The sequence below is a fragment of the Gemmatimonadota bacterium genome (genome assembly GCA_041390105.1).
Lineage (GTDB): Bacteria > Gemmatimonadota > Gemmatimonadetes > Longimicrobiales > Gaopeijiaceae > JAGQIF01.
The window spans coordinates 1328061-1349644 of record JAWKQO010000001.1 but is presented as its reverse complement, the minus strand read 5'-3'; the positions used below and the strand labels follow the sequence as shown (position 1 = coordinate 1349644).

At 68.4% G+C, this 21584-nt stretch carries 21 protein-coding genes; 14 read left to right on the top strand and 7 right to left on the bottom strand.

Features of this window, described 5'->3' with window-relative positions; genetic code table 11:
* Positions 1 to 32: 32 nt before the first annotated feature.
* The 3 genes from R3E10_06050 to R3E10_06040 all read right to left on the bottom strand — a co-directional run bounded on the left by R3E10_06050 (position 33) and on the right by R3E10_06040 (position 2881).
* On the bottom strand, positions 33 to 1229 hold the full coding sequence (locus R3E10_06050; protein MEZ4415297.1) for a serine hydrolase domain-containing protein: 1197 nt from the start codon (positions 1227 to 1229) through the stop codon (positions 33 to 35).
* Positions 1230 to 1301: 72 nt separating this feature from the next.
* Positions 1302 to 2612, bottom strand: a complete 1311-nt coding sequence (locus R3E10_06045; GenBank protein MEZ4415296.1) for a M20/M25/M40 family metallo-hydrolase — start codon at positions 2610 to 2612, stop codon at positions 1302 to 1304.
* Complete coding sequence (locus R3E10_06040; protein ID MEZ4415295.1) at positions 2609 to 2881, bottom strand: hypothetical protein; 273 nt, start codon at positions 2879 to 2881, stop codon at positions 2609 to 2611. The genes R3E10_06045 and R3E10_06040 overlap by 4 nt, the downstream gene beginning before the upstream one ends.
* A 126-nt stretch (positions 2882 to 3007) precedes the next feature.
* Between R3E10_06040 and R3E10_06035 the strand changes: the two genes are divergently transcribed.
* Positions 3008 to 3979: an ornithine cyclodeaminase family protein gene (locus R3E10_06035; GenBank protein ID MEZ4415294.1), complete on the top strand. Its 972-nt coding sequence runs from the start codon at positions 3008 to 3010 to the stop codon at positions 3977 to 3979.
* A gap of 30 nt (positions 3980 to 4009) precedes the next feature.
* Here the strand turns inward: R3E10_06035 and R3E10_06030 are convergent, their stop codons facing one another.
* Complete coding sequence (locus R3E10_06030; GenBank protein MEZ4415293.1) at positions 4010 to 4765, bottom strand: DUF1207 domain-containing protein; 756 nt, start codon at positions 4763 to 4765, stop codon at positions 4010 to 4012.
* 190 nt (positions 4766 to 4955) lie between these two features.
* Between R3E10_06030 and R3E10_06025 the strand changes: the two genes are divergently transcribed.
* Genes R3E10_06025 through R3E10_06005 form a run of 5 tightly spaced genes read left to right on the top strand, consistent with a single transcriptional unit; the run spans position 4956 to position 10538 of the window.
* Positions 4956 to 6212: a hypothetical protein gene (locus R3E10_06025; protein ID MEZ4415292.1), complete on the top strand. Its 1257-nt coding sequence runs from the start codon at positions 4956 to 4958 to the stop codon at positions 6210 to 6212.
* A gap of 59 nt (positions 6213 to 6271) precedes the next feature.
* A complete protein-coding gene (locus R3E10_06020; protein MEZ4415291.1) occupies positions 6272 to 6793 on the top strand; it encodes a sigma-70 family RNA polymerase sigma factor in 522 nt (173 codons plus the stop codon).
* The gene (locus R3E10_06015; protein ID MEZ4415290.1) at positions 6780 to 7538 is read left to right on the top strand and encodes a hypothetical protein; all 759 of its coding nucleotides are present in this window, start codon (positions 6780 to 6782) and stop codon (positions 7536 to 7538) included. Before R3E10_06020 ends, R3E10_06015 begins: the two co-directional genes overlap by 14 nt.
* Positions 7539 to 7545: 7 nt before the next feature.
* Positions 7546 to 9831 (top strand): TonB-dependent receptor, encoded by a 2286-nt coding sequence (locus tag R3E10_06010; protein MEZ4415289.1) that lies wholly within the window; start codon positions 7546 to 7548, stop codon positions 9829 to 9831.
* Positions 9819 to 10538 (top strand): uracil-DNA glycosylase, encoded by a 720-nt coding sequence (locus R3E10_06005; protein MEZ4415288.1) that lies wholly within the window; start codon positions 9819 to 9821, stop codon positions 10536 to 10538. Before R3E10_06010 ends, R3E10_06005 begins: the two co-directional genes overlap by 13 nt.
* A gap of 7 nt (positions 10539 to 10545) precedes the next feature.
* Here R3E10_06005 and R3E10_06000 read toward each other — a convergent pair whose 3' ends face one another.
* Positions 10546 to 11706: a hypothetical protein gene (locus R3E10_06000; protein ID MEZ4415287.1), complete on the bottom strand. Its 1161-nt coding sequence runs from the start codon at positions 11704 to 11706 to the stop codon at positions 10546 to 10548.
* 118 nt (positions 11707 to 11824) lie between these two features.
* On the opposite strand from R3E10_06000, the gene R3E10_05995 reads away from it, so the two are divergent.
* Complete coding sequence (locus R3E10_05995; protein MEZ4415286.1) at positions 11825 to 12427, top strand: DUF937 domain-containing protein; 603 nt, start codon at positions 11825 to 11827, stop codon at positions 12425 to 12427.
* Between the two features lie 53 nt (positions 12428 to 12480).
* Positions 12481 to 12960, top strand: a complete 480-nt coding sequence (lysM, locus tag R3E10_05990) for a peptidoglycan-binding protein LysM (GenBank protein MEZ4415285.1) — start codon at positions 12481 to 12483, stop codon at positions 12958 to 12960.
* A gap of 106 nt (positions 12961 to 13066) precedes the next feature.
* Here the strand turns inward: lysM and R3E10_05985 are convergent, their stop codons facing one another.
* Positions 13067 to 13846, bottom strand: coding sequence for a DUF1295 domain-containing protein (locus R3E10_05985; protein ID MEZ4415284.1), 780 nt, complete (start codon positions 13844 to 13846; stop codon positions 13067 to 13069).
* Between the two features lie 39 nt (positions 13847 to 13885).
* Here R3E10_05985 and R3E10_05980 point away from each other — a divergent pair, with 39 nt between their 5' ends.
* The 4 genes from R3E10_05980 (at position 13886) to R3E10_05965 (ending at position 17016) form a co-directional block, all read left to right on the top strand.
* The gene (locus tag R3E10_05980; GenBank protein MEZ4415283.1) at positions 13886 to 14308 is read left to right on the top strand and encodes a DUF3465 domain-containing protein; all 423 of its coding nucleotides are present in this window, start codon (positions 13886 to 13888) and stop codon (positions 14306 to 14308) included.
* A gap of 145 nt (positions 14309 to 14453) precedes the next feature.
* Positions 14454 to 14720: a DUF4212 domain-containing protein gene (locus R3E10_05975; GenBank protein MEZ4415282.1), complete on the top strand. Its 267-nt coding sequence runs from the start codon at positions 14454 to 14456 to the stop codon at positions 14718 to 14720.
* The gene (locus tag R3E10_05970) at positions 14717 to 16420 is read left to right on the top strand and encodes a sodium:solute symporter family protein (protein ID MEZ4415281.1); all 1704 of its coding nucleotides are present in this window, start codon (positions 14717 to 14719) and stop codon (positions 16418 to 16420) included. Before R3E10_05975 ends, R3E10_05970 begins: the two co-directional genes overlap by 4 nt.
* Positions 16417 to 17016, top strand: a complete 600-nt coding sequence (locus tag R3E10_05965; protein ID MEZ4415280.1) for a pyridoxamine 5'-phosphate oxidase family protein — start codon at positions 16417 to 16419, stop codon at positions 17014 to 17016. The genes R3E10_05970 and R3E10_05965 overlap by 4 nt, the downstream gene beginning before the upstream one ends.
* A 33-nt stretch (positions 17017 to 17049) precedes the next feature.
* Here R3E10_05965 and R3E10_05960 read toward each other — a convergent pair whose 3' ends face one another.
* Entirely contained in the window at positions 17050 to 18093 is a 1044-nt protein-coding gene (locus R3E10_05960; protein ID MEZ4415279.1) for a lyase, read from the bottom strand.
* Positions 18094 to 18285: 192 nt separating this feature from the next.
* On the opposite strand from R3E10_05960, the gene R3E10_05955 reads away from it, so the two are divergent.
* Positions 18286 to 19116 (top strand): DUF4159 domain-containing protein, encoded by an 831-nt coding sequence (locus R3E10_05955; protein ID MEZ4415278.1) that lies wholly within the window; start codon positions 18286 to 18288, stop codon positions 19114 to 19116.
* Between the two features lie 3 nt (positions 19117 to 19119).
* Complete coding sequence (locus R3E10_05950; protein ID MEZ4415277.1) at positions 19120 to 21576, top strand: CehA/McbA family metallohydrolase; 2457 nt, start codon at positions 19120 to 19122, stop codon at positions 21574 to 21576.
* The last annotated feature ends 8 nt before the right edge of the window (positions 21577 to 21584 follow it).

Genomic DNA, 21584 nt, shown 5'->3' with positions numbered 1-21584 from the left:
TTCGACCCGACGAGTCGGGGGCCCTCCGGGTTTCAGCGGCCTGCTGGGCCGTCCCGGAACAGCGGGAAGATCTCCCGAAACAAGTGTTCCCGGAGCTCCCGACGGGCCCGGTCCGCACTGGGCCGTGGGGTGGCGCCGCGGCCATCCGTGTTGAAGACCGCGATGGCGGCGGCGCCGGTCTCAGGGTCCAGATAGAAGAAGCTCAGGAAGCCCAGTTGGGTGCCGGTGTGGCCCACGTAGGTGTGGCCGTCCACGGTGGGGAGGAAGAACCCCAACCCCATGGATTGCTCCAGGGCGTCCTCCTCACCGATGCGGATCTGGGGACGCCACATCTCCAGGAGCGTCTCCCGAGGCAGCACTCCGGCAGCCCGCTCGTCGGGCGGGGTGCCGGCCAGGAACGCCAGGTAGCGGGCCATGTCGGGAATCGGCGCGTTGAGCCCCCCGTTGGAGACTGTGATCCCCGTGTCGAAGTCCAGACCGTTGGCGAGGCGCTCGCCATCCCGCACGAAGTAGTTGTTGGAGCGATCGGGGAGCAGGTCCGGCGGCGTCAGGTCGAAATAGCTCCTCTCCATTCCCAGCGGTCGCAGCACGCGCTTGACCATGAAGGCCTCGTAATCCTCCCCGCTCGTCGTCTCGATGACACGGCCCAGGAAGACCAGGCCCGGATTCGAGTACTGCCAGCGGGAGCCGGGCTCGAATTCGACACGTGTGTAGGGGAACATCGCCACCAGTTGTGCCCATTCGGTGGGCTCGAAGGGGTGCCAGGGCTCGTCTCCGCCCCAGGGCCAGGTGGCACTGCGGAACCCGCCCGAGTGCGACAGCAGATGCCGGAGCGTGACCCGCTCGACGGCGCCGTCCTCGCTGTAGACCTTCTTGAGCTCCGGCACATGGTCGACGATGGGGTCGTCCAGACCCAGGAGCCCGCGGTCCCGCAGTTGGAGCAGCGCGATCGCGGTGAACGTCTTGGTGATGGACGCCCAATGGAAGATGGTGTTGCGATCCACGGGGCGTCCGCTGGCTTCGTCCGCCAGGCCGCGCGTCTCGAAAGCCAACTCGCGGCCGTTCTGGAAGAACGCGAGACTCGAACCCCCGATCTGCTCCCGTTCCAGCAGCGCGTCGTACGCCCGGGCCACTCGGGCCCACGCTTCCGCGAAGCCCGCTGGAGGGCTCTGGGCTGCCGCTGGGGTCACGAGGAGCGTAGGGAACAGCAAGAACAGAACGGCGCGCATCTCGGCCTCCTGGCGAAACCCGAAACATGAGGCATGCGGGCTCCCGTCGGCGAGGGCCGCGTGGTCGCTCGCTCAGCTCACCGGACGCCCGAGGCCCGCTTCGGCCACCAGCAGCAGGAGGGCGTTCTGGATGGCCAGATGCCCGTCCTGATTGATCCACCACTCGCCGGGCGCATGACCCTCACCGCCTACGCCGCCCCGCCCGATGGTCACGGCCGGGATGCCGAGCGCGATCGGGATGTTCGAGTCGGTGGAGCCGAACCCGCCTTCGGCCGTCTCCCCGAACACGGCCGCCGCAGCCACCGCACGCTGGACCAGCGGCAGCGCGTCAGGGTGCTCCCCGGAGGGCCGGTCTCCCACCTGGTCCAATACCAGCTCCAACTCGGGGCCCCGCCGACGAAGGGCGTTTTCGTCGTCCAGCCCGCGCTGCATGGCCGCCCGGAAGGCCGCATCGATCCGCTGCAGGCTTTCCGGGCTCTCCGAACGCATGTCCACCTCCATCGCCACCTCGAACGGGATCGAGTTGACGGAGGTGCCACCGGTGAGCGTGCCCACGTTGTAGCTGGTGCGGGGGCCTGACCGCGTCAGCGTATCGGCGACGTCCGCGAAGTGCGTCACGGCGCGCGACAGCGCGTGTGCCGGGTTGGCCATACCGAACGCGCCCCAGGAGTGGCCGCCCGGTCCCTTGAAGGTGGCACGGTAGCGGTGTGAGCCCAGACCCTTGGTGACCAAGCGGCCCAGGCCGCCGCCATCCACCTCGATCCACGCGTCGATCGGGTGCGCGCCCTCGCGGAACAGATGCTTCATCCCGCGCAGGTCGCCGAGTCCCTCCTCGCCCACGACGCCCACGAACCACACGTCGGCTTCCGTCTCGAGACCCGCTTCCTCCATGGCGCGGAGCGCGGTCAGCACCACCATGAGGCCACGCGTGTCGTCCCCGATGCCCGGCGCGAAGAGGGTGTCGCCCCGCTGGCGCACCGTCACGTCGGTTCCCTCGGGGAACACCGTGTCCAGGTGACCGCCGAGTGCGACGGTGCGCCCGCCCTTGGTGCCCTTCCGCAGCGCGACCACGTTGCCTTCATCGTCGATCCAGACGGAATCCGCGCCGGCGGCGCGCAACCACTCCGCGTACACCTTGGCGCGCTCCTCCTCCATGAACGGAGGCGCCGGCACCTGGGTGAGCTCGATGTGCTCACGACTGGTACGCTCCTCGAGCGCTGCGACGGCGTCGAAGGCCCGCTGCACGACGGGATCGCGCGCGAGTCCGGCCACGTCGTTCGCCCCGACCTGCGCGACGAGCGGTGCGGGGACCACCAACGTGGATGCGAGCAGCGCGGGCGCCACCAGCAGCACGTGCCCGAGGGTACGGACGATCGACGTCATCGAGTCTGGCTCCGGATCGAGGGCGACGGCGGTCCGACGCTGGCCGGACCAAAGGAACGGATGTAGTCCAAGCGGACGTGCTGCCCGGTCGAGAGTACGGCGTACTCCGCGCCGTCCTCGGTGCGAAGGTCCCGGATCGCCGCGTCCACCGTTTCCGAGGCTCCGTCCGGCACGTCGAAGCGGATCCGGCACACGACCCCCCGGACGGCGACGTCCTCGAGGCGATCGTGGACGCCGCAGTCGATGGGTCGATAGGGAAGCTCGGTCATGTCGCGTCCTGCCCTGGGGACCGCGCGGTTCCCACCGGCCTTGCCACCGGCGCACCGCGAGGCCCATTACTCGGCCGGTCGGGGTCGGGTTCCTGAGGACCCCGCCCACCACCGTGAGGAGATTCCGTGGCCGAGTCGCTGCTCTACCTGTCCCGCGCCGACGTGGAGGCCGTCGACCTGCCGATGACGGAGATCATCGAGGCCGTCGAGGGCGCGTTCCAGGAGAAGGCGGAGGGCCGCACGGAGATGCCGCCCAAGCCGGGGATCCACCCCAGCACGGACGGCTTCATCCACGCCATGCCTGCCTACCTTTCGGGGATCGGCGGAGCCGGACTCAAGTGGGTCAGCGCCTTCCCCGAGAACCGGGCGCGGGACCTGCCCCAGATCACGGGGCTGATCGTCCTGAACGACGCGGCCACCGGACTGCCGTTGGCGGTGATGGATTGCACGTGGATCACGGCCACCCGCACGGCCGCGGCGAGTGCCGTGGCGGCCCGGTATCTGGCGCGGACCGATGCCAGAAGCGTCGGGATCATCGCCTGCGGTGTGCAGGGCCGCACCCACCTGGAGGCGCTGGCCTGCCTGTTCGACCTCGAGCGCGTACACGCTTTCGACCATCGCCGCTCCAACACGGAGCGCTACCGCGCAGAGATGGAAGCGAAGCTGGGCCTACCGATCACCATCGTCGACCGCGCGGAGGAGGCCGTGCGTGACCTGGACCTGGTGGTGACCAGCGGGCCGATCCGTAAGGCGCCTCAGCCCGTGATCGAGGCGGACTGGCTCGCGCCCGGCGCGTTTGCCTCCGCTGTGGACTTCGACTCGTACTGGACCGGTGCGGCGCTGGCGCAGGTGGACGTGATCGCTACGGACGATCGTGCGCAGATGGAGTACTTCGGCGGGCTCGGGTACTTCAAGAGCACGCCCGCGCCGCACACGGAGCTGGCCGCGCTCGTCAGTGGCGCGCATCCGGGACGCACCGATGCGCGTCAGCGTACGATGACCATCAACCTCGGACTCGCGATCGAGGACATCGTCACAGCGCAGCGAGTCGTGGCACGCGCCCGGGAGCGGGGGATCGGGGTGGAGCTACCGCTGTAAAGGGCCCGAGACAGGTTCGCTTGGTTGGGCTCAGAGCGTCAGGCGGATGGACACACCATACCAGCGCAAGGATCGATCGAAGAACTGCCCGTGCGGCGAGGGACCGTCGTAGTAGTCGAACAGGACGGCCCACGGGCGCGTGCGGCCCATCTCGAGCCCGGCACGGCTGGAGACACCGAGCGGCCGTTCGGCGCCGAAGTCCCCCGCGCGCAGATGGAACGCCGCCAGGCCACGGATGCCGAGGTCGTCCATCCAGCCCACGCTCGATCCGCCGCGCAGCTCCAGACCAGCGTGCCCGACCCACGTGGGCAGTCGGGACGGCACGCGCGCGAACCAGAGTTCTCCGCCCGCGTACACCCGACCGTAGCGATGATCGCGTGCGGCCAGCAATTCCAGGGCGCCGAGCGAGACCTCGAAGCGCTCGATTCCCGTGGCGAGCAGGAATTCGTCCCCCAGGTGAGAGCTCCAGTGATACAGTCGCGCTCGCCCCGACCAGGGTCCGCTGCGCACCGCCAGGGGTAGGCCGACGATGAAGTCCGCGTTGACGAAGTCGAAGGAGCGCTTGCTACCGTTGAACTGCGCCAGGACCACAGCGCCCACGGCGGCCTCGACCGTCCGCCCGCCCGCCTGGGTGACCTGGAACAGCGAGAAGGCATCCCCGATTCCCACCGCCACCACGCGCGCGTCCAGCTCCGGCTGGGTCCACCAGAGGTAGCCAATGGACGACCCACCCTCCCGGGGGTCGGCGACCAGGGGCCGGAAGGCGGGAGACGTCTGTGCGGCCACGGCCGGGGCCCCTGCTGAGAAGAGGCCAAGGCAACTGAGGGAGGCCCACAGGGCCCCTCGGGGCTGGCGGCGCGTGCGAGGGATCGACATTAGTTGCGGTCGGGTCGGGTCCGAGAAAGTAGAATAACGCCGGAACGCCACGGGACACGGGTGAGCCCGTTCGGGTCGTTCTGGCGAGCGCGGAGGTCGTATGCCTACGGTTCCGGTCCGTTCCTGCCGTCTGCTCGCGTTGGTTGTCGCACTGGGCGCCTGTGACCAGGTGCAAACCGTGGGGGTGGAGGAACCCCGGGCGGGGGATCCGATCCTCGGGCAGGCGGCCTTCCAACGGACGTGCGCGAGTTGCCACTCCTCCCGCGACGGGATCGATCTCGCCCGCTTCTCGTTTCCGGACAGCACCATCGTCCGTCGAGCCCTGCAGCACGTGGACTCGAGCACCGCGCTCGACATCGTCGCGCACATCCGCTCGTTGGCCGTTGCGCCCGAGCCGCGCGGCGTGAGGGTGTTCCAGCCGGGTGGGCGCGTCCTCAGCGGGGACGTGGAGTTTGCTGAGCGCTTGTTCGGGTTCGACGGCTTCCCGGGCGGGATGACCACGCCCAGGATGCGTGCGATCGACCTGCGCCACGTGGCGATCGCGCTTCCGTTCGGCGCCTGGTCGTCGGAGGCCAGCAACACCGATTGGATGCCAGAGGCTCCCATCGCAGACGCGATCCTGGACTACCGGGACGGGTGGGCTCGCGGTGCGCTCGACGACTACTATGCCGGACCGTCCGACGCGCATCTGATCACGGCCGTCTCGCGTCTGCGCTCGGCGGAGCGCAGCACCGACAATCCCGATGCGCCCTGTATCGCGTCTCCCAACACGCTGCTGCGCGCCGGCCCTTGCTTCGAGACGCGGCGCTGGATCGCGACCCTGGCCGCGCAGCACATGCTCCGCAGTGGTGTGCAGGGTCCACTCCATCCGGCCTTGCACGATGCGTGGTGGGACGTCGGACAAGCCGTCCGCATCGCGCTCCTACGCGATCAGTCCTTCGAGAACGGGGTCGAGATCTGGACCAGCTGGATGTGGCTCGGTTGGTCCTTCGAGCCGGGGCGCCACGCCAGTGTCTACCTGGCCTCGGGTCTGCAGCGGCTGGGGTTGTATCGGCACGCCACCTTCCACGCGCTCAAGGCGATGGTGGAACGGGACGCCGGGCTGTTGGATCCCTATCTGGACGTCCGGCAGGCGGCCACCTACGCACCCGCGCACTGGACCTATGAAGGGGTCGCCTTTGCCTATCGGCATCTCCTCGAACGTATCGAGGGGGGGGATCTTCCGCCGGCGAACAAGAGCGCCGATGCCCGTGTAGCGTTGGAAGCGGCTCAAAGTGCCGCCGCCAAGCGGCTCACGGCCGGTGAGGCTGCCGCGCTCCAGACGCTCCTGGACCAGGTGCTCAGCCGCCTCCCTTGAGCCCGATCGGGCGGCCGAGCGTCACAGGCGTGGCGACTGGGTCGTTCACCGATCAGGGAGTGGAGAGGAGACGGATCCGGCGCGTGGATGTCGATGCGCTCTACAGCGAGGTGCACCCCGGCCTGGTTCGCTATTGCCACCGGCTGATGGGGGATCCCGACGCGGCGGCGGACGTCGCCCAGGAGGCGTTCGTGCGTCTCGTGGAGCGCGACGTCCAAGGTGCTCCGCACGAGCTCCGCGCCTGGCTGTTCAAGGTCGCGACGCATCGCATCCGTGATCGATACCGAACCCGAGAGAATCGGCGCCGCCTGCTCGAGGAGCATCCCGTGCTTCCGGGAGCGGCGCCCGACCCGGATCACGAGACCGAGCGCGCGGACCGGGTGACTCGGGTGCGGAGGATCCTGGACGGGCTGGCTGACCGCGACCGGGAGCTGCTCCTGATGCGTGAGGAGGGGTTCAGCTACAAGGAGATGGCCGATGCCGTGGGGGTGGCCCCGGGCTCGGTGGGCACCTTGCTGGCCCGGGCGCTGTCCCGGTTCGCGCATGCGCTCAGAGAGGAGGGGATCGGTGCGACCGGATGAAGGAGAGTTGCTGGCCTTGCTCGACGGCGCACTGTCGCCGCGCGAGGCCGAGCGAGTGCGGGCAGCGCTGGCCTCTGATCCCGAGTTGGCGGACGCCTACGAGGGGTTGTGCCGGGACGCCCGTGCGGTGACGGAGGCGCTGCTCCTGCTCGATGGAGCGAAGCAAGCGGGAGAAGCCGACGTGCTGCCCCTGCGCAGGAAGTCGGCCCCCACGCCACGGGTCCCCTGGGCACGCGCCGCGGTCGTCGTGTTGGCCGCGGGGCTGGCGGGGGCCTCCGCCTTGCCGGGCTCTCCGGTTCGGGGTTGGCTGCGGACAGGGTGGGAGCGGGTCCACGGCACCCCGACGTCGACGGCTCGTGCCGAGGATGCTCCCCAGGCGACTATCGAGCCACTCGGGGTGCGCCTGGCTCCGGACCTGGGGCGTCTGCGGGTGACGGTAACAGGGGCAGGCCCGGACGCGCTGGTCGAAGTGATCTTCGCGGGCGAAGGTCTCGCGGGCGCCTATGTCGCGGGCGACGCGCGCTTCTCCACCTCACCCGGGCGGGTGGACGTCCAGGCTCCCACCGGGCCGGTTCGCATCGAGCTGCCCGAAGGCGCCACCGACGTCGAGCTGGCGGTCGACGGCCGCCTTTGGCTGCGTCGCGTCGGAGCCCGACTGGAGGTGCTGGGGCCGGTGATCGAGCGAGACGACACGCACATCCGCTTCGGCACCGCGCCCGGAGCCGAGGCGACGACTCCCGGGTAGAGACGTCATGATCCCGTCTCTGCTCGCTCTCGCTGTGCTCGTGGGACCGCTACCGGTGCAGCGCGATGCCACGGCAACGGTTGAAGGCGTGGTATACACCGTTCGTGACGGAGTACGCGCCCCGCTCCCCTACGCGAGCGTCGAGTTGATGACGGCGGGGGCCAGCGCCCGAGCAGGGGCTGCCGACGCCGATGGCCGCTACCGCTTCGACGGGGTGAACGGAGGAGCCTGGGCCCTTCAGGTGCAGCACGTCGGATACAGGAGCGCTCGCCTGGAACTGGTGGTTCCCGCCACCGGTGTGCTGCGCGTCGACGTCGAGTTGACCGCAGAACCCGTACGCATGCCGGGTGTGACGGTGCGCGGCGAGCGAACGCCCGTCCCCCGTTCCGAGGACGGCTCCGAGTCCGCGATGGATCCTGGGGTCGCGGACCGGATCGTAGCGCAGGGTTCCGGCATCGCGGGCTCCGGCCTGCTGGACCTGCTGCGGGCCCTCCCCGGTGAGGAGCCGCCGGACGGTTCGGAAGTGCTGTTCATGCGCGGCTCGTCGCTCGATCTGAAGAGTGTCCGCTTGGACGGCGCGCCGGTGTTCACGCCGTTCCACGTGGGAGGACTCATCCCGAGCTTCGACGAATGGTTGATGGGTCGAAGCGACCTGTGGGTGGGGGGAGCGCCCGCCGAGCACGATGGCGGCCTGAACTACGTGCTGGACCTGCGCACCCGGAAACCCGCCGAGGACGGGGCCCACGGCGTCGCCGCCCTGGATCTGCTGGGCGCACGCGCGGCCTGGACCGCACCCGTTGGGTCACGGGCAGGGGTATTGGTGGGTGGGCGGGCCCTCCACCAGGGCCTCGAGCGCCTCTTCGGAGGAGAGCGCTCGCCCTACGGCTACGTCGACGGGCTCGTACGGACAGATCTGGCGTTCGGCGAGCACGCATCGCTCAGGGCCACGTGGTTCCGCAACCTCGAGCAGGTCGCACTCGACTACACAGGCACGGTGGCGGCCGCACCTGCCATCGCGCTCCCCGCGCGGGCGGAGTGGGGCAACGCCGCCGGGAGCGTGGAGTTGACGCTTCCCTTGGCGGATGGAGATCTGTCCCTCTCGGCTGCCCAGGGGCGCTACGACGCTGCGCTGCCCCTGGCCGGAGGGATCGCCGCCTACGCGAGTGGCCACACGACACGCCGCGATCTTTCCGCGTCCCTGCACCTCCCCCGCGCAGCCGGCGGGGGGTTGCGGCTGGGTCTGAGCGGGGAGTGGCTGTTGGCGGACTACTCGGCGCGCGCTTTGGCGTCCGACGGGTCCGTGCGTTTGTTCGAAAGCCGTACGGATGCGGCCATAGGAGCCGCGTTCGCGGACCTGCGCACCCCCATTGGCACGGAGGCGTCCCTGCGGCTCGGTGCCCGCGCCACCTACCGGGCTGACGATGGCGTGCGGCTCGCGCCGCGGGTGGGGTTGGCATGGTTGCTCTCCGAGGACGCGGCCCTCTCGATCTCCGTCGGCCGCTACCACCAGTTGGTGAGCACTGCCGAACAGGAGGTTCCCCAGGGGTTGGCCGCCGCCGTCGATGCACCGTCGGCCGATGAGCCGTCGCTCGGGAGTGCGACGCTCTTCACGGTGGCCAGTGCCAACCATCTGATGGTATCGCTGGACCAGATGGTCTCGGGCCACACGCGCCTTGCGCTCGACGGATACTACAAGCGGTTCTTCGGACTGATGGCGGATCCGGGCCGCACCCTCTCTTCCTCGGGGGCCGATCTGCGCGTACGCAGGCGCGGGGAGCGCTTCGAGGGGTGGGCCGGCTATTCCCTGTCGTGGAGCTGGAGTGAGGCCGGACAGGCCTCCGACCGCTTCGTGGGCCGTCAGTTGCTCAGTCTCGGACTGCGCGGTGAGCTGAACGGCTGGAGCGGAGTGGAGTTGCGCCTCGCGTACGGGGATGGGCTGCCGCTGACGGCCGTGGCCACCGCAGGCGAGAACCTGGACGCCACGCCCGGGCGCGAGCTTGGACTCACGGTGCCCGACGAGACCAGCACCGCGGTGGGCGCTGCCCTGCAGGAGCCGCCGCTCACCGGCGGCGCCTCTGGGGACTTCCTGCGAGTCGATGCCGAGCTGCACGGGGAGTTCGAGCGGCGACTGTGGGGGCGAGACCATCGCATTCGCCCCTATGCGAAGGTGCTCAACGCGTTGGCTCGCCGGGACGCCCTCTTCTACTACTTCGAGCGTTGGCGAGGCGACGAGGTGCGGCCGTTGGCCGACTTGTCCGTGGTTCCGGTGATCGGGATCGAATGGCGGTTCTGAAGGCACGAAGCCGGGCCCTGGCCGCGCTCGAACGGGAGATCGCAGCGTGTCGGCGTTGCCCGCGTTTGGTGGAGTGGAGGGAAGAGGTCTCGCGTGAGAAGCGGGCAGCCTATCGCGACGAGGTCTACTGGGGCCGGGGTGTGCCCGGCTTCGGAGATCCTGCGGCCCGCCTCCTCATCGTGGGTCTCGCCCCTGGCGCCCATGGTGCCAATCGCACCGGCAGGATGTTCACGGGGGATCGGTCCGGCGAGTGGTTGTACCGGGCGCTCCATCGCGCGGGCTTCGCGAACCAAGCGGCTTCGGAGCGACGCGGGGACGGACTCCTCGTTGCAGACGCGTACATCGCCGCTGCCGTTCGCTGCGTGCCACCCGGAAACCGCCCGGAGGCGCGCGAGCAAGCCGCGTGCTCGACGTTCTTGTCGCGTGAGATGGGACTCCTCGGCGACGTGAAGGTGGTGGTGACCTTGGGGGGTGTGGCCTTCGCTCGCACCTGGTCGGTGCTCAAGGAGCGCGCGGTGGCGTTTCCTACACCGCGCCCCCGCTTCACGCACGGGTTGGAGCTCCCACTTCCTGACGGTCGCACGCTGCTCGGGTGCTACCATCCCAGTCAGCAGAACACCTTCACGGGCCGGCTGACGGAACCGATGTTCGATGCCGTCTGGAGCCGGGCGCGTGCCCTGGTGGATGCTGCAGTGGACGAGCCCTAGGGAAGCCCTAGCTGGCCGGCGCCCAGTTGGCCCAGAGATCGTAGATGGGCCGCTTGGCTCCCGAGGCGCTCCGAATGGAAATGCTCCCAAAGATCTTGTGGGAGTCGGGGCTGGAGCTGCTCACCGCCATGGCGTTGAGGAAAAGCCAATTGACGAACTCGAGCTGGGCGCCCGACAAGACGCTGGAAAGCCGCTGTGCGTAGTCGACCTGTTCTCCTTCACCGACCTCCCAGGGTAGCGGGCTGCCGACCAGGTTTTCGGCGGGCCAGCCGGTCTCCGTGATCGCCAACGGAGTGCCGGCAATGCGGGAAAGCAGCGGAGCCAGGTAGTCCGCTGGGATCTCCGCGGCCCGTGCGTGGCCGAACCACGGATACAGGGTGAGGCCCACAACGTCGACACGTGTGAAGTCGTGTTGGTCCAGAGCGCCCCAATGCGGAACCGTCCACTGGTTCAGACCTCCGACTCCGGCCAGATGCTCGAAGTTGAAGACGGGTCCGACACGCGTGGCGGGCGAGGCGGCCTTGATGGCGGCGTACGCGTCGTGGTAGACGTCCAGCCAGCGCCCGTAGTCGACGGGATCCTCCTCGAAGTAGAAGTCGCTTTCATTGCCGAGGAAGATGTACGGAGGCCGGTAGGTGGCCGCGAAGTCGGCAATCATCGACAGAAAGGCCGAGCGCGCTGTCGGGCTGGTCCAGTCGTTCGTCGCGTCGCCGGGCATCGTCAGGAAGTTCCCCGCTTCGCCGCGCCACCCGAACACCGCGATGGGCGTGTAGCCGTGCGAGCCCGCGCGGTCCATGACTGCGCGATGGGCGGCGGGGATGGTCCCTGCGTCGGATCCTCCCACGACATCGTCACGCCAGGGGCCGTTCTGCATGACGGCGCCCCCGGGGAAGCTGCCCACCTCCGCGAAGAACGCCTCGATCTTGTTGAAGTCCAGAGGGAAGCCCGACGGCGATAGGCCGAAGCCCCGGAAAAGGGTATCCGCAGGGGCAGCCGGTACCGAGTCCCCAGGGGTGGGGCCGGCCGGATCGGCACCACCCTCAGCACAGGCGGCCAGGGCCAAGGAGAGGGCCAGGCTCAGAGGAAACGCATGGGTCTTGGGCATGAGCGGCACGATGTGGGTCAGTAGCGCGGCGGACGGTGGCAGCAGAGCAAGCGCAGGGAGCATGCCAGTAGATCGGCCCCGTGGTTGCGGGCTTCCGGGCGGGCCCTCGCGCCGTCCGGGGGCTGCGGAGTACCTTCCCGGCTCCTTCAGTGGGATCCGAGGGATCGGGAGGTGGGAACAGATGGCATCGATCATTGAAGCGCTGGCCGGGCAGCTTCTGACCGGGCAGATGACGGGTCAGCTCAGCCAGGCGCTGGGCACCGACGAGAAGACGGCCCGCACCGCAGCATCCGCGGCCCTGCCCATGATCCTGGGCGCGTTGGCCAAGAACGCAGGGAAGCCCGACGGAGCCGGTGCGCTGTTGGGCGCGTTGGATCGGGACCACGACGGCCAGATCCTGGACGATCTGCCTGCTTTCTTCCAGAAGGGTGATGTGGCGGACGGCGAGGGGATCCTCCGCCACGCGTTGGGTGACCATCGCGCGCCCATCGAGGAAGGCATCAGCAAGGCCGCTGGGCTGGACCCTCGGCAGATGGCCAAGATGATGGCGCTGCTGGCGCCCGTCGTGATGGGCGCCCTGGGCCGGGCCCGCAAAGAGCGGCAGCTCGATACCGGTGGCCTCTCCGACCTGTTGCGCGGAGAGGAGAAGGTGATGCGCCAGAAAGCGCCCGAGATCGGGCTGATGGGTTCGCTGCTCGACAAGGACGGAGATGGCTCGATTGTCGATGACGTCGTGGGACGGATCGGCAAGGGGTTGTTGGGTAGCCTGCTGCGGCGAAATTAGGAGAGGGCCCCCGTCGGGGAGGCCACGCTTGGGGATCAGGAAGGAGAATCGACGTGGGACTGATCGATTTCGTCAAAGATGCCGGTGAGAAGGTGTTCGGCGGAGGAAAGGCCGCCGCTGCCGCCGCCGCGCGTGACGAGGAGTTGGATGAGCTGCGCAAAGGCAACGAGCTCGTCCGCTATGTGCTTGGCATGGGACTACCGGTCGAAGACCTGAAGATCGCGTTCGACGACGGGACGGCGACGATCACAGGCAAGGTCGACAGCACGGCCGTGCGCGAGAACATCGTGATCGGTGTTGGGAACATCCACGGTGTCGCCCGCGTGGACGACCGCCTGCAGGTGGTGCATGTCACACCACCCGCCCAGATGTACACGGTGAAGAGCGGCGACACGCTCTCGAAGATCGCGAAGGAGTTCTACGGAGATGCAATGAAGTATCCGCAGATCTTCGACGCGAACAAACCCATGTTGAAGGACCCGGACAAGATCTACCCGGGACAGACGCTGAGAATCCCCGCGATCGACGCCTAGGCGCCCCCCTTTTCGTCGGGCGTCGCGTATCGTCGCAGGAGACTGCGGCGAAACGTACGCGGGTGGGGTCGGTCCGAGTCGCTCGGGCCGGCCCCTCTTTCTTGGATCAGCGCGGAAACCAGGGGAAGAAGGCGGGGGTCTTGTCGGTGTAGTGCAGGTAGTCGGGCTTCGTTTCCACCAGCGTACGCTCCAGCAGGGTTACGCCCGAGATCTTCATCAGCAGCACGGTCATGAGCAGGGGGCTCACGAGGATCCACCAACCGCCGGGCGCCCCCAGCCCAATGAGCGCGAATCCCCACCAGACCAGGGCGTCTCCGAAGTAGTTCGGGTGCCGACTGTATCGCCACAGGCCACGGTCGAGCACGGTCCCGGCGTTCGCTGGATCACGGCGGAAGCGGGCGAGCTGCCGATCGGCGACTGCTTCGAACAGGAATCCGGTGGCCCATACCACCAGTCCGATCAGATCCAGAACCCCGAGGGGAGCGCGAGAGTACCCCCGTTGGGCCTGGTACAGCGGGAAGGAGACGAGCCAAAGCACCGCCGCCTGCAGCCAGAAGACGGTGAGCAGGCTCACCCACGGGAAGCGCGCACCCCAGCGTTCCCTCATGGACCGGTAGCGGAAGTCCTCCCCGTGGCCGACGTTGCGCCAGGCCAGATGGATACTGAGCCGCAAGCCCCAAACGGCAACGAGCACCAACGTCAACAGACCGCGTCCGGTGCTCGGCCCTGAGCTGCGGGCGTAATACGAAGCGACGCAGATGAACCCCACGCCCCAGAAGAGGTCGACGATGCTGGCGTCGCGTAGGACGAGGCTGGCCAGCCAGAGGAGGGTGAAGCTGGCCACGAGGCCCGCGAGGGCCGGAAGAAGGGCATCGAGTGGACTCATGAGTGGGCCGGAAGCTACCACCTCGGAGCACGGGCGGCCATGAATCGTCGGGCGCTCCTGCGGGCCCTGGCCGTGCTGATGGCCAGCGCCCTTGCCTGGTGGTTCGGACGACCATCGTCGCAGCCGCCCGGCGCCGACGCCGAGGTTCTTGGGGCGTTCCGGGATCAGCGTTCAGGCGTCATGGTCGAGCTCGACGCCCAGGTGACGCGACTACTGCCGGACGACACGATAGGCTCCCCCCACCAACGCTTCATCGTGCGCCTGGCTGGAGGGCATACCTTGCTCGTGAGCCACAACATCGAACTTGCAGCGCGCGTTCCGGTGGCTGTGGGAGATCGGGTCCGCCTGCGGGGGCAGTACGAATGGAACCCACAAGGGGGCGTCCTCCACTGGACGCACCACGATCCCGGGGGTGAGCGAGAGGGCGGCTGGATCTCCCTCGAGGGAACCACCTACCGCTGAGGGGCCGCACGCTGCAGTGAGCACGCCGCGGTCGCAAGGCGGACTCGCCCTGGCCGCGCCGGCCCCCTCTCCGCATGTTGGCCGTCCGCCGTTCGGATCGGCGCGGCGGTAGCGACCGCCGTCGACACCGCAAGGGGATCCCGCCATGACGACACCCGACCCTGGACGCCGCTACTGGGCGGCCAACCTCCGAACCGTCGCCGCCTTGCTGGTGGTGTGGTTCCTGGTGTCCTACGGGTTCGGCATCCTGTGGGCCGAGCCGCTCAACGCGGTGCGGATCCCGGGAACGGGCTTTCCGCTGGGCTTCTGGTTCGCCCAACAGGGATCTCTCTACGTGTTCGTTGCGCTGATCTTCATCTACGTGGGGCTGATGAACCGGTTGGACGCGCGCCACGGAGTGGCTGAGGAATGAGCGTCCAGGCGTGGACGTTCCTCATCGTCGGTCTGTCGTTTGCCCTCTACATCGGAGTGGCCATCTGGTCGCGCGCCGGCTCTACGCGGGAGTTCTATGTTGCCGGCGGGGGCGTCTCTCCGGTGGCGAACGGGATGGCGACGGCCGCCGACTGGATGTCCGCCGCGTCGTTCATTTCCATGGCCGGGATCATCTCGTTCCTGGGCTACGATGGATCCGTCTACTTGATGGGGTGGACGGGGGGCTACGTACTCCTGGCGCTCCTGCTGGCACCGTATCTCCGCAAGTTCGGCAAGTTCACGGTGCCCGACTTCGTCGGCGATCGCTACTACTCCCACACGGCCCGCGTCGTGGCGGTCGTCTGCGCGATCTTCGTGTCCTTTACCTACGTGGCAGGACAGATGCGCGGGGTAGGGATTGTCTTCAGCCGCTTCCTCGAAGTGGATATCACCACCGGTGTGCTCATCGGCATGGGCTTGGTGTTCTTCTACGCCGTCCTGGGCGGAATGAAGGGCATCACCTATACGCAGGTCGCTCAGTACTGCGTGCTGATCTTCGCCTACCTGGTGCCGGCCATCTTCATCTCCATGTTGATCGCGGGCACCCCGTTTCCCCAACTCGGGTTCGGGGCCCGCGAGCTGGGGAGCTCCACCTATCTGCTGGATGCCCTCGACGGCCTGCACGCCGAGTTGGGATTCTCCCGCTATACTTCGGGCTCAAAGTCCGTACAGGACGTCTTCGCCATCACGGCCGCTTTGATGGTGGGGACAGCCGGGCTCCCGCACGTCATCATCCGCTTCTTCACGGTTCCGCGCGTGAGAGACGCGCGCATCTCGGCGGGCTGGGCGCTCGTCTTCATCGCCGTGCTCTACACAACCGCACCGGCGGTGGCGGTGTTCGCGCGCACGAACCTGCTGCACACGGTGAGTGGGCAGCCCTACGCAGAGATGCCCACGTGGTTCGAGAAGTGGGAGGAGACAGGCCTCATCACCTTCGATGATCTCAACGGAGACGGCCTCATCCAGTATGTGGGCCCCTCCGCCCCGGTCCCCAACGAGCTGACCATCGATCGAGACATCATGGTCCTGGCCAATCCCGAGATCGCGGGTCTGCCGGCGTGGGTCGTGGGGCTCGTGGCGGCGGGCGGCCTGGCGGCTGCCCTTTCGACCGCGGCGGGGCTGTTGCTGGTGATTTCGTCCGCGGTCAGCCATGACCTGTTGAAGCGAGGTCTGGCACCTGGGATCACGGAGCGACTCGAGTTGATCGCGGCGCGCGTGGCCGCCGCGGTAGCGGTTCTGGTCGCAGCTTGGCTGGGCATCGACCCCCCAGGCTTCGTCGCCGAGGTCGTCGCCTTCGCGTTCGGCTTGGCAGCGTCCTCGTTCTTTCCTGCGTTGATCCTCGGGATCTTCTGGAAGCGCATGAACCGCGAAGGCGCTGTCGCCGGGATGGTGACCGGTATTCTCTTCACCGCGGCCTATATCGTGTATTTCAAGTTCGTGGATCCCGCGGCGAACACGGCGGAACACTGGTGGTTCGGGATCTCGCCCGAGGGCATCGGCACTGTGGGAATGGCCCTGAATTTTCTCGTGGCCATCCTCGTGAGCCGATTCACCCCGCCGCCGCCGGCTGAAGTCCAGGCGCTTGTGGACGCGATTCGCATTCCGCGCGGAGCGGGCGCTCCCCAGGGGGTGCATCCGTGAGCGGGACGGACGGGGGTGCCGTGCAGCCCGACGACCGAGGGGGCGGAGACGATGAGCGGGCGAAGGTGCGCCGGCGAGACCGAGCCCGGGAAGACGAGTGGATCATGGCGGCGCTCTCGAAAGCGCCGTACGGCTTTCTTGCCACCGTGGCCGACGACCAACCGTTCCTGAACTCGAATCTCTTCGTCTACGATCCCGAGCGGCATGCGCTGTACATGCACACGGCCCAGGTGGGCCGCACGCGCTCCAATCTGGAGGGAGCGCAGCCGGTCTGCTTCTCGGTGGCGACCATGGGGCGGATGCTGCCCGCGGATGAGGCCCTGGAGTTCAGTGTCGAGTACGCGGGCGTCACGGTGTTCGGTCGCGGGATCGTGGTCGAGGAGCCCGCGGAGAAGGAGCGGGGTCTCCAGCTCCTCCTGGACCGCTATGCACCACACCTCAAACCGGGGCGCGACTACCGGCCGATCACGGCGCAGGAGTTGAAACGCACTGCGGTCTACCGCATCGACATCGAGGCTTGGAGTGGCAAGCAGAAGCGAGCCGAGGGAGACTTCGCGGGTGCGTTCGATCTGCCCGGTGCTGGGTTTCCCTGGTAGCGCCCCTCCACACGCCTTCGAGGGGTCACCGCCTCAACGGGCGCTCACGCGCCGTTTGCGCAGCGGAGGAAGCGTCGCTCTGCCGATCGTGTTCGCGTCCGAGCCGAACCACACCACGTTGGTCCCGCGATCGTAATACATATGCCGGACCGTGCCCCCACCACTGGGCACGTCGGCCTGGCTGAAGAAGCGCTCGGTGGCAGGGTCGAAGCCGACGAAGCGATTGGGTTGCACGCCGGTCTCGACGAGCCACACGCGGTCGTCGGCATCCATAGCCATGCCGTACGGCTTCGACTGATCGCCCGAAGGAGTTGCCCACTCGCGGACGTCGCCGCTGGCTGGATCGAGGCGGCCGAGCTTGCCGCGGGCATAGTCGACGTACCAGACGCGGTCGTGGGAGTCGACCTCCAGGCGGCGTGGCCGCGCGCCCTCCGGAAGGGCGTAGGTCCGCATCGCGAAGGTGACGGGATCGACGGTGGCGATCGCGTTGGTGTTGAAGAGCGCGATCCACGGTATGTCCCTCGAGTCGAGCTTGATGCCATAGGGCCGACTCGAGCCTGGCCCCCGCCGCGTCTCCGCAAGCGGCCCCTCGATGAGGCGCACCTCCCGGGTTTCGGTGTCGAGGAAACCCACGAAGTTGCCGTTCTGTACGCTGAACCAGAGATCGCCCTCCCGCGTCCAGACGAGCGTGTGCGGATCGCGAGCCCGGTCGTCCGGCATGGAGATCGTATCGATGGTGCCGGCCACGGGGTCGAGGCGCCCGATGTGCCTGGAGAGGTTGCCGGTGTACCAGACCATTCCGTCGTCCGCCACCACCAGATTGTGGGGTCCGGCGACGTCTCCCAGCTCGTAGCGCTCGAAGTCTCCGGTCCTGGGATCGAGGACGGCTGCATAGTTGCCCACCTGCCCGACGAACCAGACCCGGCCGTCGGGACCGACGTACGGGTCGCGCGGCCGTGTGCGCTCCCAGGGAACCGTCCACTCGTCGAGGGTGAGGGTCTGGGCCGCGGCGGGAGGTGGGCCGGAAAGCGGCGTCAGGCCACCGAGGACGAGCAAGGCGACGATCGTGCCTCTCACGAAGGTCTCTCCGCTGGACGGGTGGAAGGTGGCGGCCTCCCCGGGCGGAGGCCGGCGGCGTCGCTGCGACGGTTGGATAGTAGTACGTCCGGGCCGCGTTGCGCTTCCCTCGGTCGCAACCTCCTCGGCGCGGCGCGCTTGCGCCGCGCGGTCCCCCACCGGAGCTTCTCGAAGGGATCTCCGGGAGGCCGCGTGTCGCTAGGTCGCAGAACAGCGTTGGGGCTGGCCGCGCTACTGGCGCTCGGAGGGGCGGTCGCCCTGGCGGCCCAGGACTTCCCGTTTCGCGGGCGGCGGGCGCGCATCTACAGCCCGGGCGAGGCTCCCCGGCCCGGCTTCACCTTCTGCCGCGTCTTCTACAACCAGGTGCGCTACGAGTGGATGGGGCAGGGGTGGCGCACCGACTATCCCGATTCCGACCGCAACTTCATGCTGCGCTTCTCGCAGCTGACGACCGCGGATGTAGCACATTTCGAGAACAACGAACCCTTCCACGCCGTGGTCACCCTCACGGACGATGCGTTGTTCGAGTGCCCATTCATCTTCATGTCGGATGTGGGGACACTCGGACTCTCAGGTGCCGAGGCCGACAATCTGCGCGCCTACCTGTTGAAGGGAGGCTTCCTCTGGGTCGACGACTTCTGGGGCGAGGATGCCTGGGAGCAGTGGACCCGCGAGATCGGGCGGGTGTTGCCGCCCGCCGCCTATCCCATCGTGGACCTTCCCCTGAGCCACGAGATGCTCCAGACGCTCTACAAGGTGGACCGGGTTCCGCAGGTCCCCTCCATCCAATTCTGGAGGCGCAGCGGCCGCAGCCAGACCTCGGAGCGGGGGCAGGAGAGCGCGGAGCCTCATCTGCGGGCCATCTTCGACGAACGAGGCCGCATCATGGTGGTGATGACGCACAACACGGACATCGCCGACGGATGGGAGCGGGAAGGGGAGGACGATGAGTTTTTCTACCTGTTCTCGCCTCCGGCCTACGGGCTGGGGGTGAACGTGGTCCTGTACGCACTAACCCACTGACCAATGCGACGATCGCTTCTGCTCTGTACCGCCCTCGTCTTCGTGCACGTGCTTCCAGCCGCCGCCCAATGGACGAATCGTTATCCTCACGTGCGTGGCTACGGGCACCATGTCTACCTCGAGGGCTACGAATTGCCCTCCCTCAGCAGCGGGCCCCTGGACGTGCGCCCTTCGCCTCAGGGCACAGGGTTGCTCTGGGCGTCGGAGGGCTGGCTGTGGGTCCAGGACGAGTCGGGTGTGGCCCACCGGATCACCCAGGGAAGCGGGATCGACGCACGTGCCGCCTGGTCGCCGGATGGGACACAGGTGGCCTTCGTGCGGGACGACACGCGAAGCTTGCAGATCGTCCTCCTGGACGTGGAGACCGCCCGTGAGCGGGTGTTGGTCGACGACGGGAGCATCGTGCTGGATCCAGCGTACTCTCCGGACGGGCGCCTTCTCTACTTCGCCTCCGCGCGCAACGGCGATCTCGATCTGTGGGCGATGGAGTTGAGCACGGGCTCCGCGGTCCGGGTGACCGCGGGCGTGGGTCTCGAGCTGAGTCCGCAGCCGCACCCAGACGGACGTCGGATCGTGTATCTGTCCAAGTCCCGGGCCGGTGGGGACGAGATCCGCGTTCTGGACCGCAGCACCGGTGAAGATGTTTCGCTGGTGCGGGGCAGCATCACGTCGCAGACCCGGCCTGCGCTCTCGCCGGATGGACGCCACGTCGCATACAACTGGCCTACGGAGGATGGATGGGAGCTGCGGCTGCTGGCGGTCGACGCGCCCGCTTCCGTGGTTCGACTGACGCGGGCCCGCGGCCTTCCTCTGACACCGGCCTGGGACGCGAGTGGCGAATGGGTCTACTACTCCGAAGCCTCCGAGCTGGAGGCGATGGAGGCCTTCCGGATCCGGGGGAGCGGTGGCCCCGTCGAGCGCGTCCCGCTACCGGCCCGCGATTGGGGCCAGCCCACGGGCACGCTGCGCATCCGAGCGCTGGACGCGCAGGGTCAGGTGGGCGCAGCGCGTCTCTCCGTGACCACGGTGGAGGGCCATCCACTCATCCCCGCCACCGGCCAATCCCGCTTCGATGGCCAGACCGGGCAGGTGTTCTTCTATGCGTCCGGTATCGAGGAGCTCACGGTGCCGGCCGGGCGCGTGCGCGTGCAGGCCGTGCGCGGCCTCGCCACTCCGGTCGCGAGCGTGGAGGTCGAGGTCGTGGCGGGAGGAACCACGGAGGCGTCGCTCCACCTCGACCCGGTGGCGGATCTACGGGCGGAGGGCTGGTGGTCAGGAGACCACCACTTCCATCTGAACTACGGTGGTCTGTACCGCCTCAGCCCCGAGGACCTCGAGCCCATGGCGCGGGGGGAGGACCTGGACGTGCTGACGCCGCTGCTGGCCAACCTGCACACTCGCTTCGAGGATCAGTCGCTGTGGCGATCGACGCCCGAGGTCGGTGCGCCGATCTCTGTGTTCGGGCAGGAAGTGCGGTCCCACTTTCTGGGACACCTCGGCTTGCTCGGGACCTCCACCCTGTTCTGGCCGTGGGTGTGGGGTCCAGGCTACGAGGTCTACGGAAGCGATGACCGCCCCAACGCGTCGGCGTTGCAGCACGCGCGCGCGGAGTCGGGCATGGCCGTCTACGTCCACCCGGTCTCCCATCCCGATCCGTTCAGCTCGGAGGAGGCGCTGGGGTCGATCCCGATCGAGATGGTCGCGGATGCCGTGCTGGGTGATCTCGACGGGATCGAGCTGGCCTGCCTCTGGAGCGATGAGCAGGGCACCGCAGCGGTCTGGCATCGGCTCCTGAGCCTCGGGCTCACCGTGGCGCCGACCGCGGGGACCGACGTGATGAACGACTTCTACCGGACGATGGCGGTGGGCACCACACGCGTCTACGTACGTCCTCTCGACGTCGAGGGACGGCCCGTGCGAGCGGGTACCCCCAATTTCGAGGAGTACCTGCGCGGTCTGCGGGAGGGTCGCAGCTTCGTCAGCAATGGACCCCTGCCGCGATTCGTGATCGGGAACGCCGAGCCCGGTGAGGTCACCGCGGCGGGTCGACAGTCCTGGGTGCTGGAACTCGCGACTGCCGTGCCGGCGGAACGCGTGGAGATCCTCGTGAACGGCGTGGTGCGATGGTCGGACGCCGCGCCGGCGGCGCCGGGAGCACGCCGGTATCAAGGAGCTTTGGACCTGCCGGACGGAGGTTGGGTGGCCGTGCGCGTGACCGGTCCCAAAACCGATCGCTGGCCCGGAATGGACAGCTACGCGTTTGCGCACACCGCACCCGTGTGGATCGGCGCGCGGGGCTCGACGGACGCGGCTGCACGCCGCCAGGCTGCGCGCGACCTCCTGGTCGCTCTCGACGCAGCGGCGACGCGCCTGCGAGAAGGCTACGGCACCGTGCCCACGCCGCGCATCGATGCGCGGTTCCAGGCGGCCCGGGAGCGCTTGCAGACCTGGTCGCGCTGAGCCGGGCA

Excerpts from the sequence above, each read along its gene's own strand:
- R3E10_06050 (MEZ4415297.1), bottom strand. The coding sequence starts at position 1,229 with ATGCGCGCCGTTCTGTTCTTGCTGTTCCCTACGCTCCTCGTGACCCCA.
- R3E10_06045 (MEZ4415296.1), bottom strand. The coding sequence starts at position 2,612 with ATGACGTCGATCGTCCGTACCCTCGGGCACGTGCTGCTGGTGGCGCCC.
- R3E10_06040 (MEZ4415295.1), bottom strand. The coding sequence starts at position 2,881 with ATGACCGAGCTTCCCTATCGACCCATCGACTGCGGCGTCCACGATCGC.
- R3E10_06025 (MEZ4415292.1), top strand. The coding sequence starts at position 4,956 with ATGCCTACGGTTCCGGTCCGTTCCTGCCGTCTGCTCGCGTTGGTTGTC.
- R3E10_06010 (MEZ4415289.1), top strand. The coding sequence starts at position 7,546 with ATGATCCCGTCTCTGCTCGCTCTCGCTGTGCTCGTGGGACCGCTACCG.
- R3E10_06005 (MEZ4415288.1), top strand. The coding sequence starts at position 9,819 with ATGGCGGTTCTGAAGGCACGAAGCCGGGCCCTGGCCGCGCTCGAACGG.
- R3E10_06000 (MEZ4415287.1), bottom strand. The coding sequence starts at position 11,706 with ATGCTCCCTGCGCTTGCTCTGCTGCCACCGTCCGCCGCGCTACTGACC.
- R3E10_05995 (MEZ4415286.1), top strand. The coding sequence starts at position 11,825 with ATGGCATCGATCATTGAAGCGCTGGCCGGGCAGCTTCTGACCGGGCAG.
- R3E10_05985 (MEZ4415284.1), bottom strand. The coding sequence starts at position 13,846 with ATGAGTCCACTCGATGCCCTTCTTCCGGCCCTCGCGGGCCTCGTGGCC.
- R3E10_05980 (MEZ4415283.1), top strand. The coding sequence starts at position 13,886 with ATGAATCGTCGGGCGCTCCTGCGGGCCCTGGCCGTGCTGATGGCCAGC.
- R3E10_05975 (MEZ4415282.1), top strand. The coding sequence starts at position 14,454 with ATGACGACACCCGACCCTGGACGCCGCTACTGGGCGGCCAACCTCCGA.
- R3E10_05970 (MEZ4415281.1), top strand. The coding sequence starts at position 14,717 with ATGAGCGTCCAGGCGTGGACGTTCCTCATCGTCGGTCTGTCGTTTGCC.
- R3E10_05950 (MEZ4415277.1), top strand. The coding sequence starts at position 19,120 with ATGCGACGATCGCTTCTGCTCTGTACCGCCCTCGTCTTCGTGCACGTG.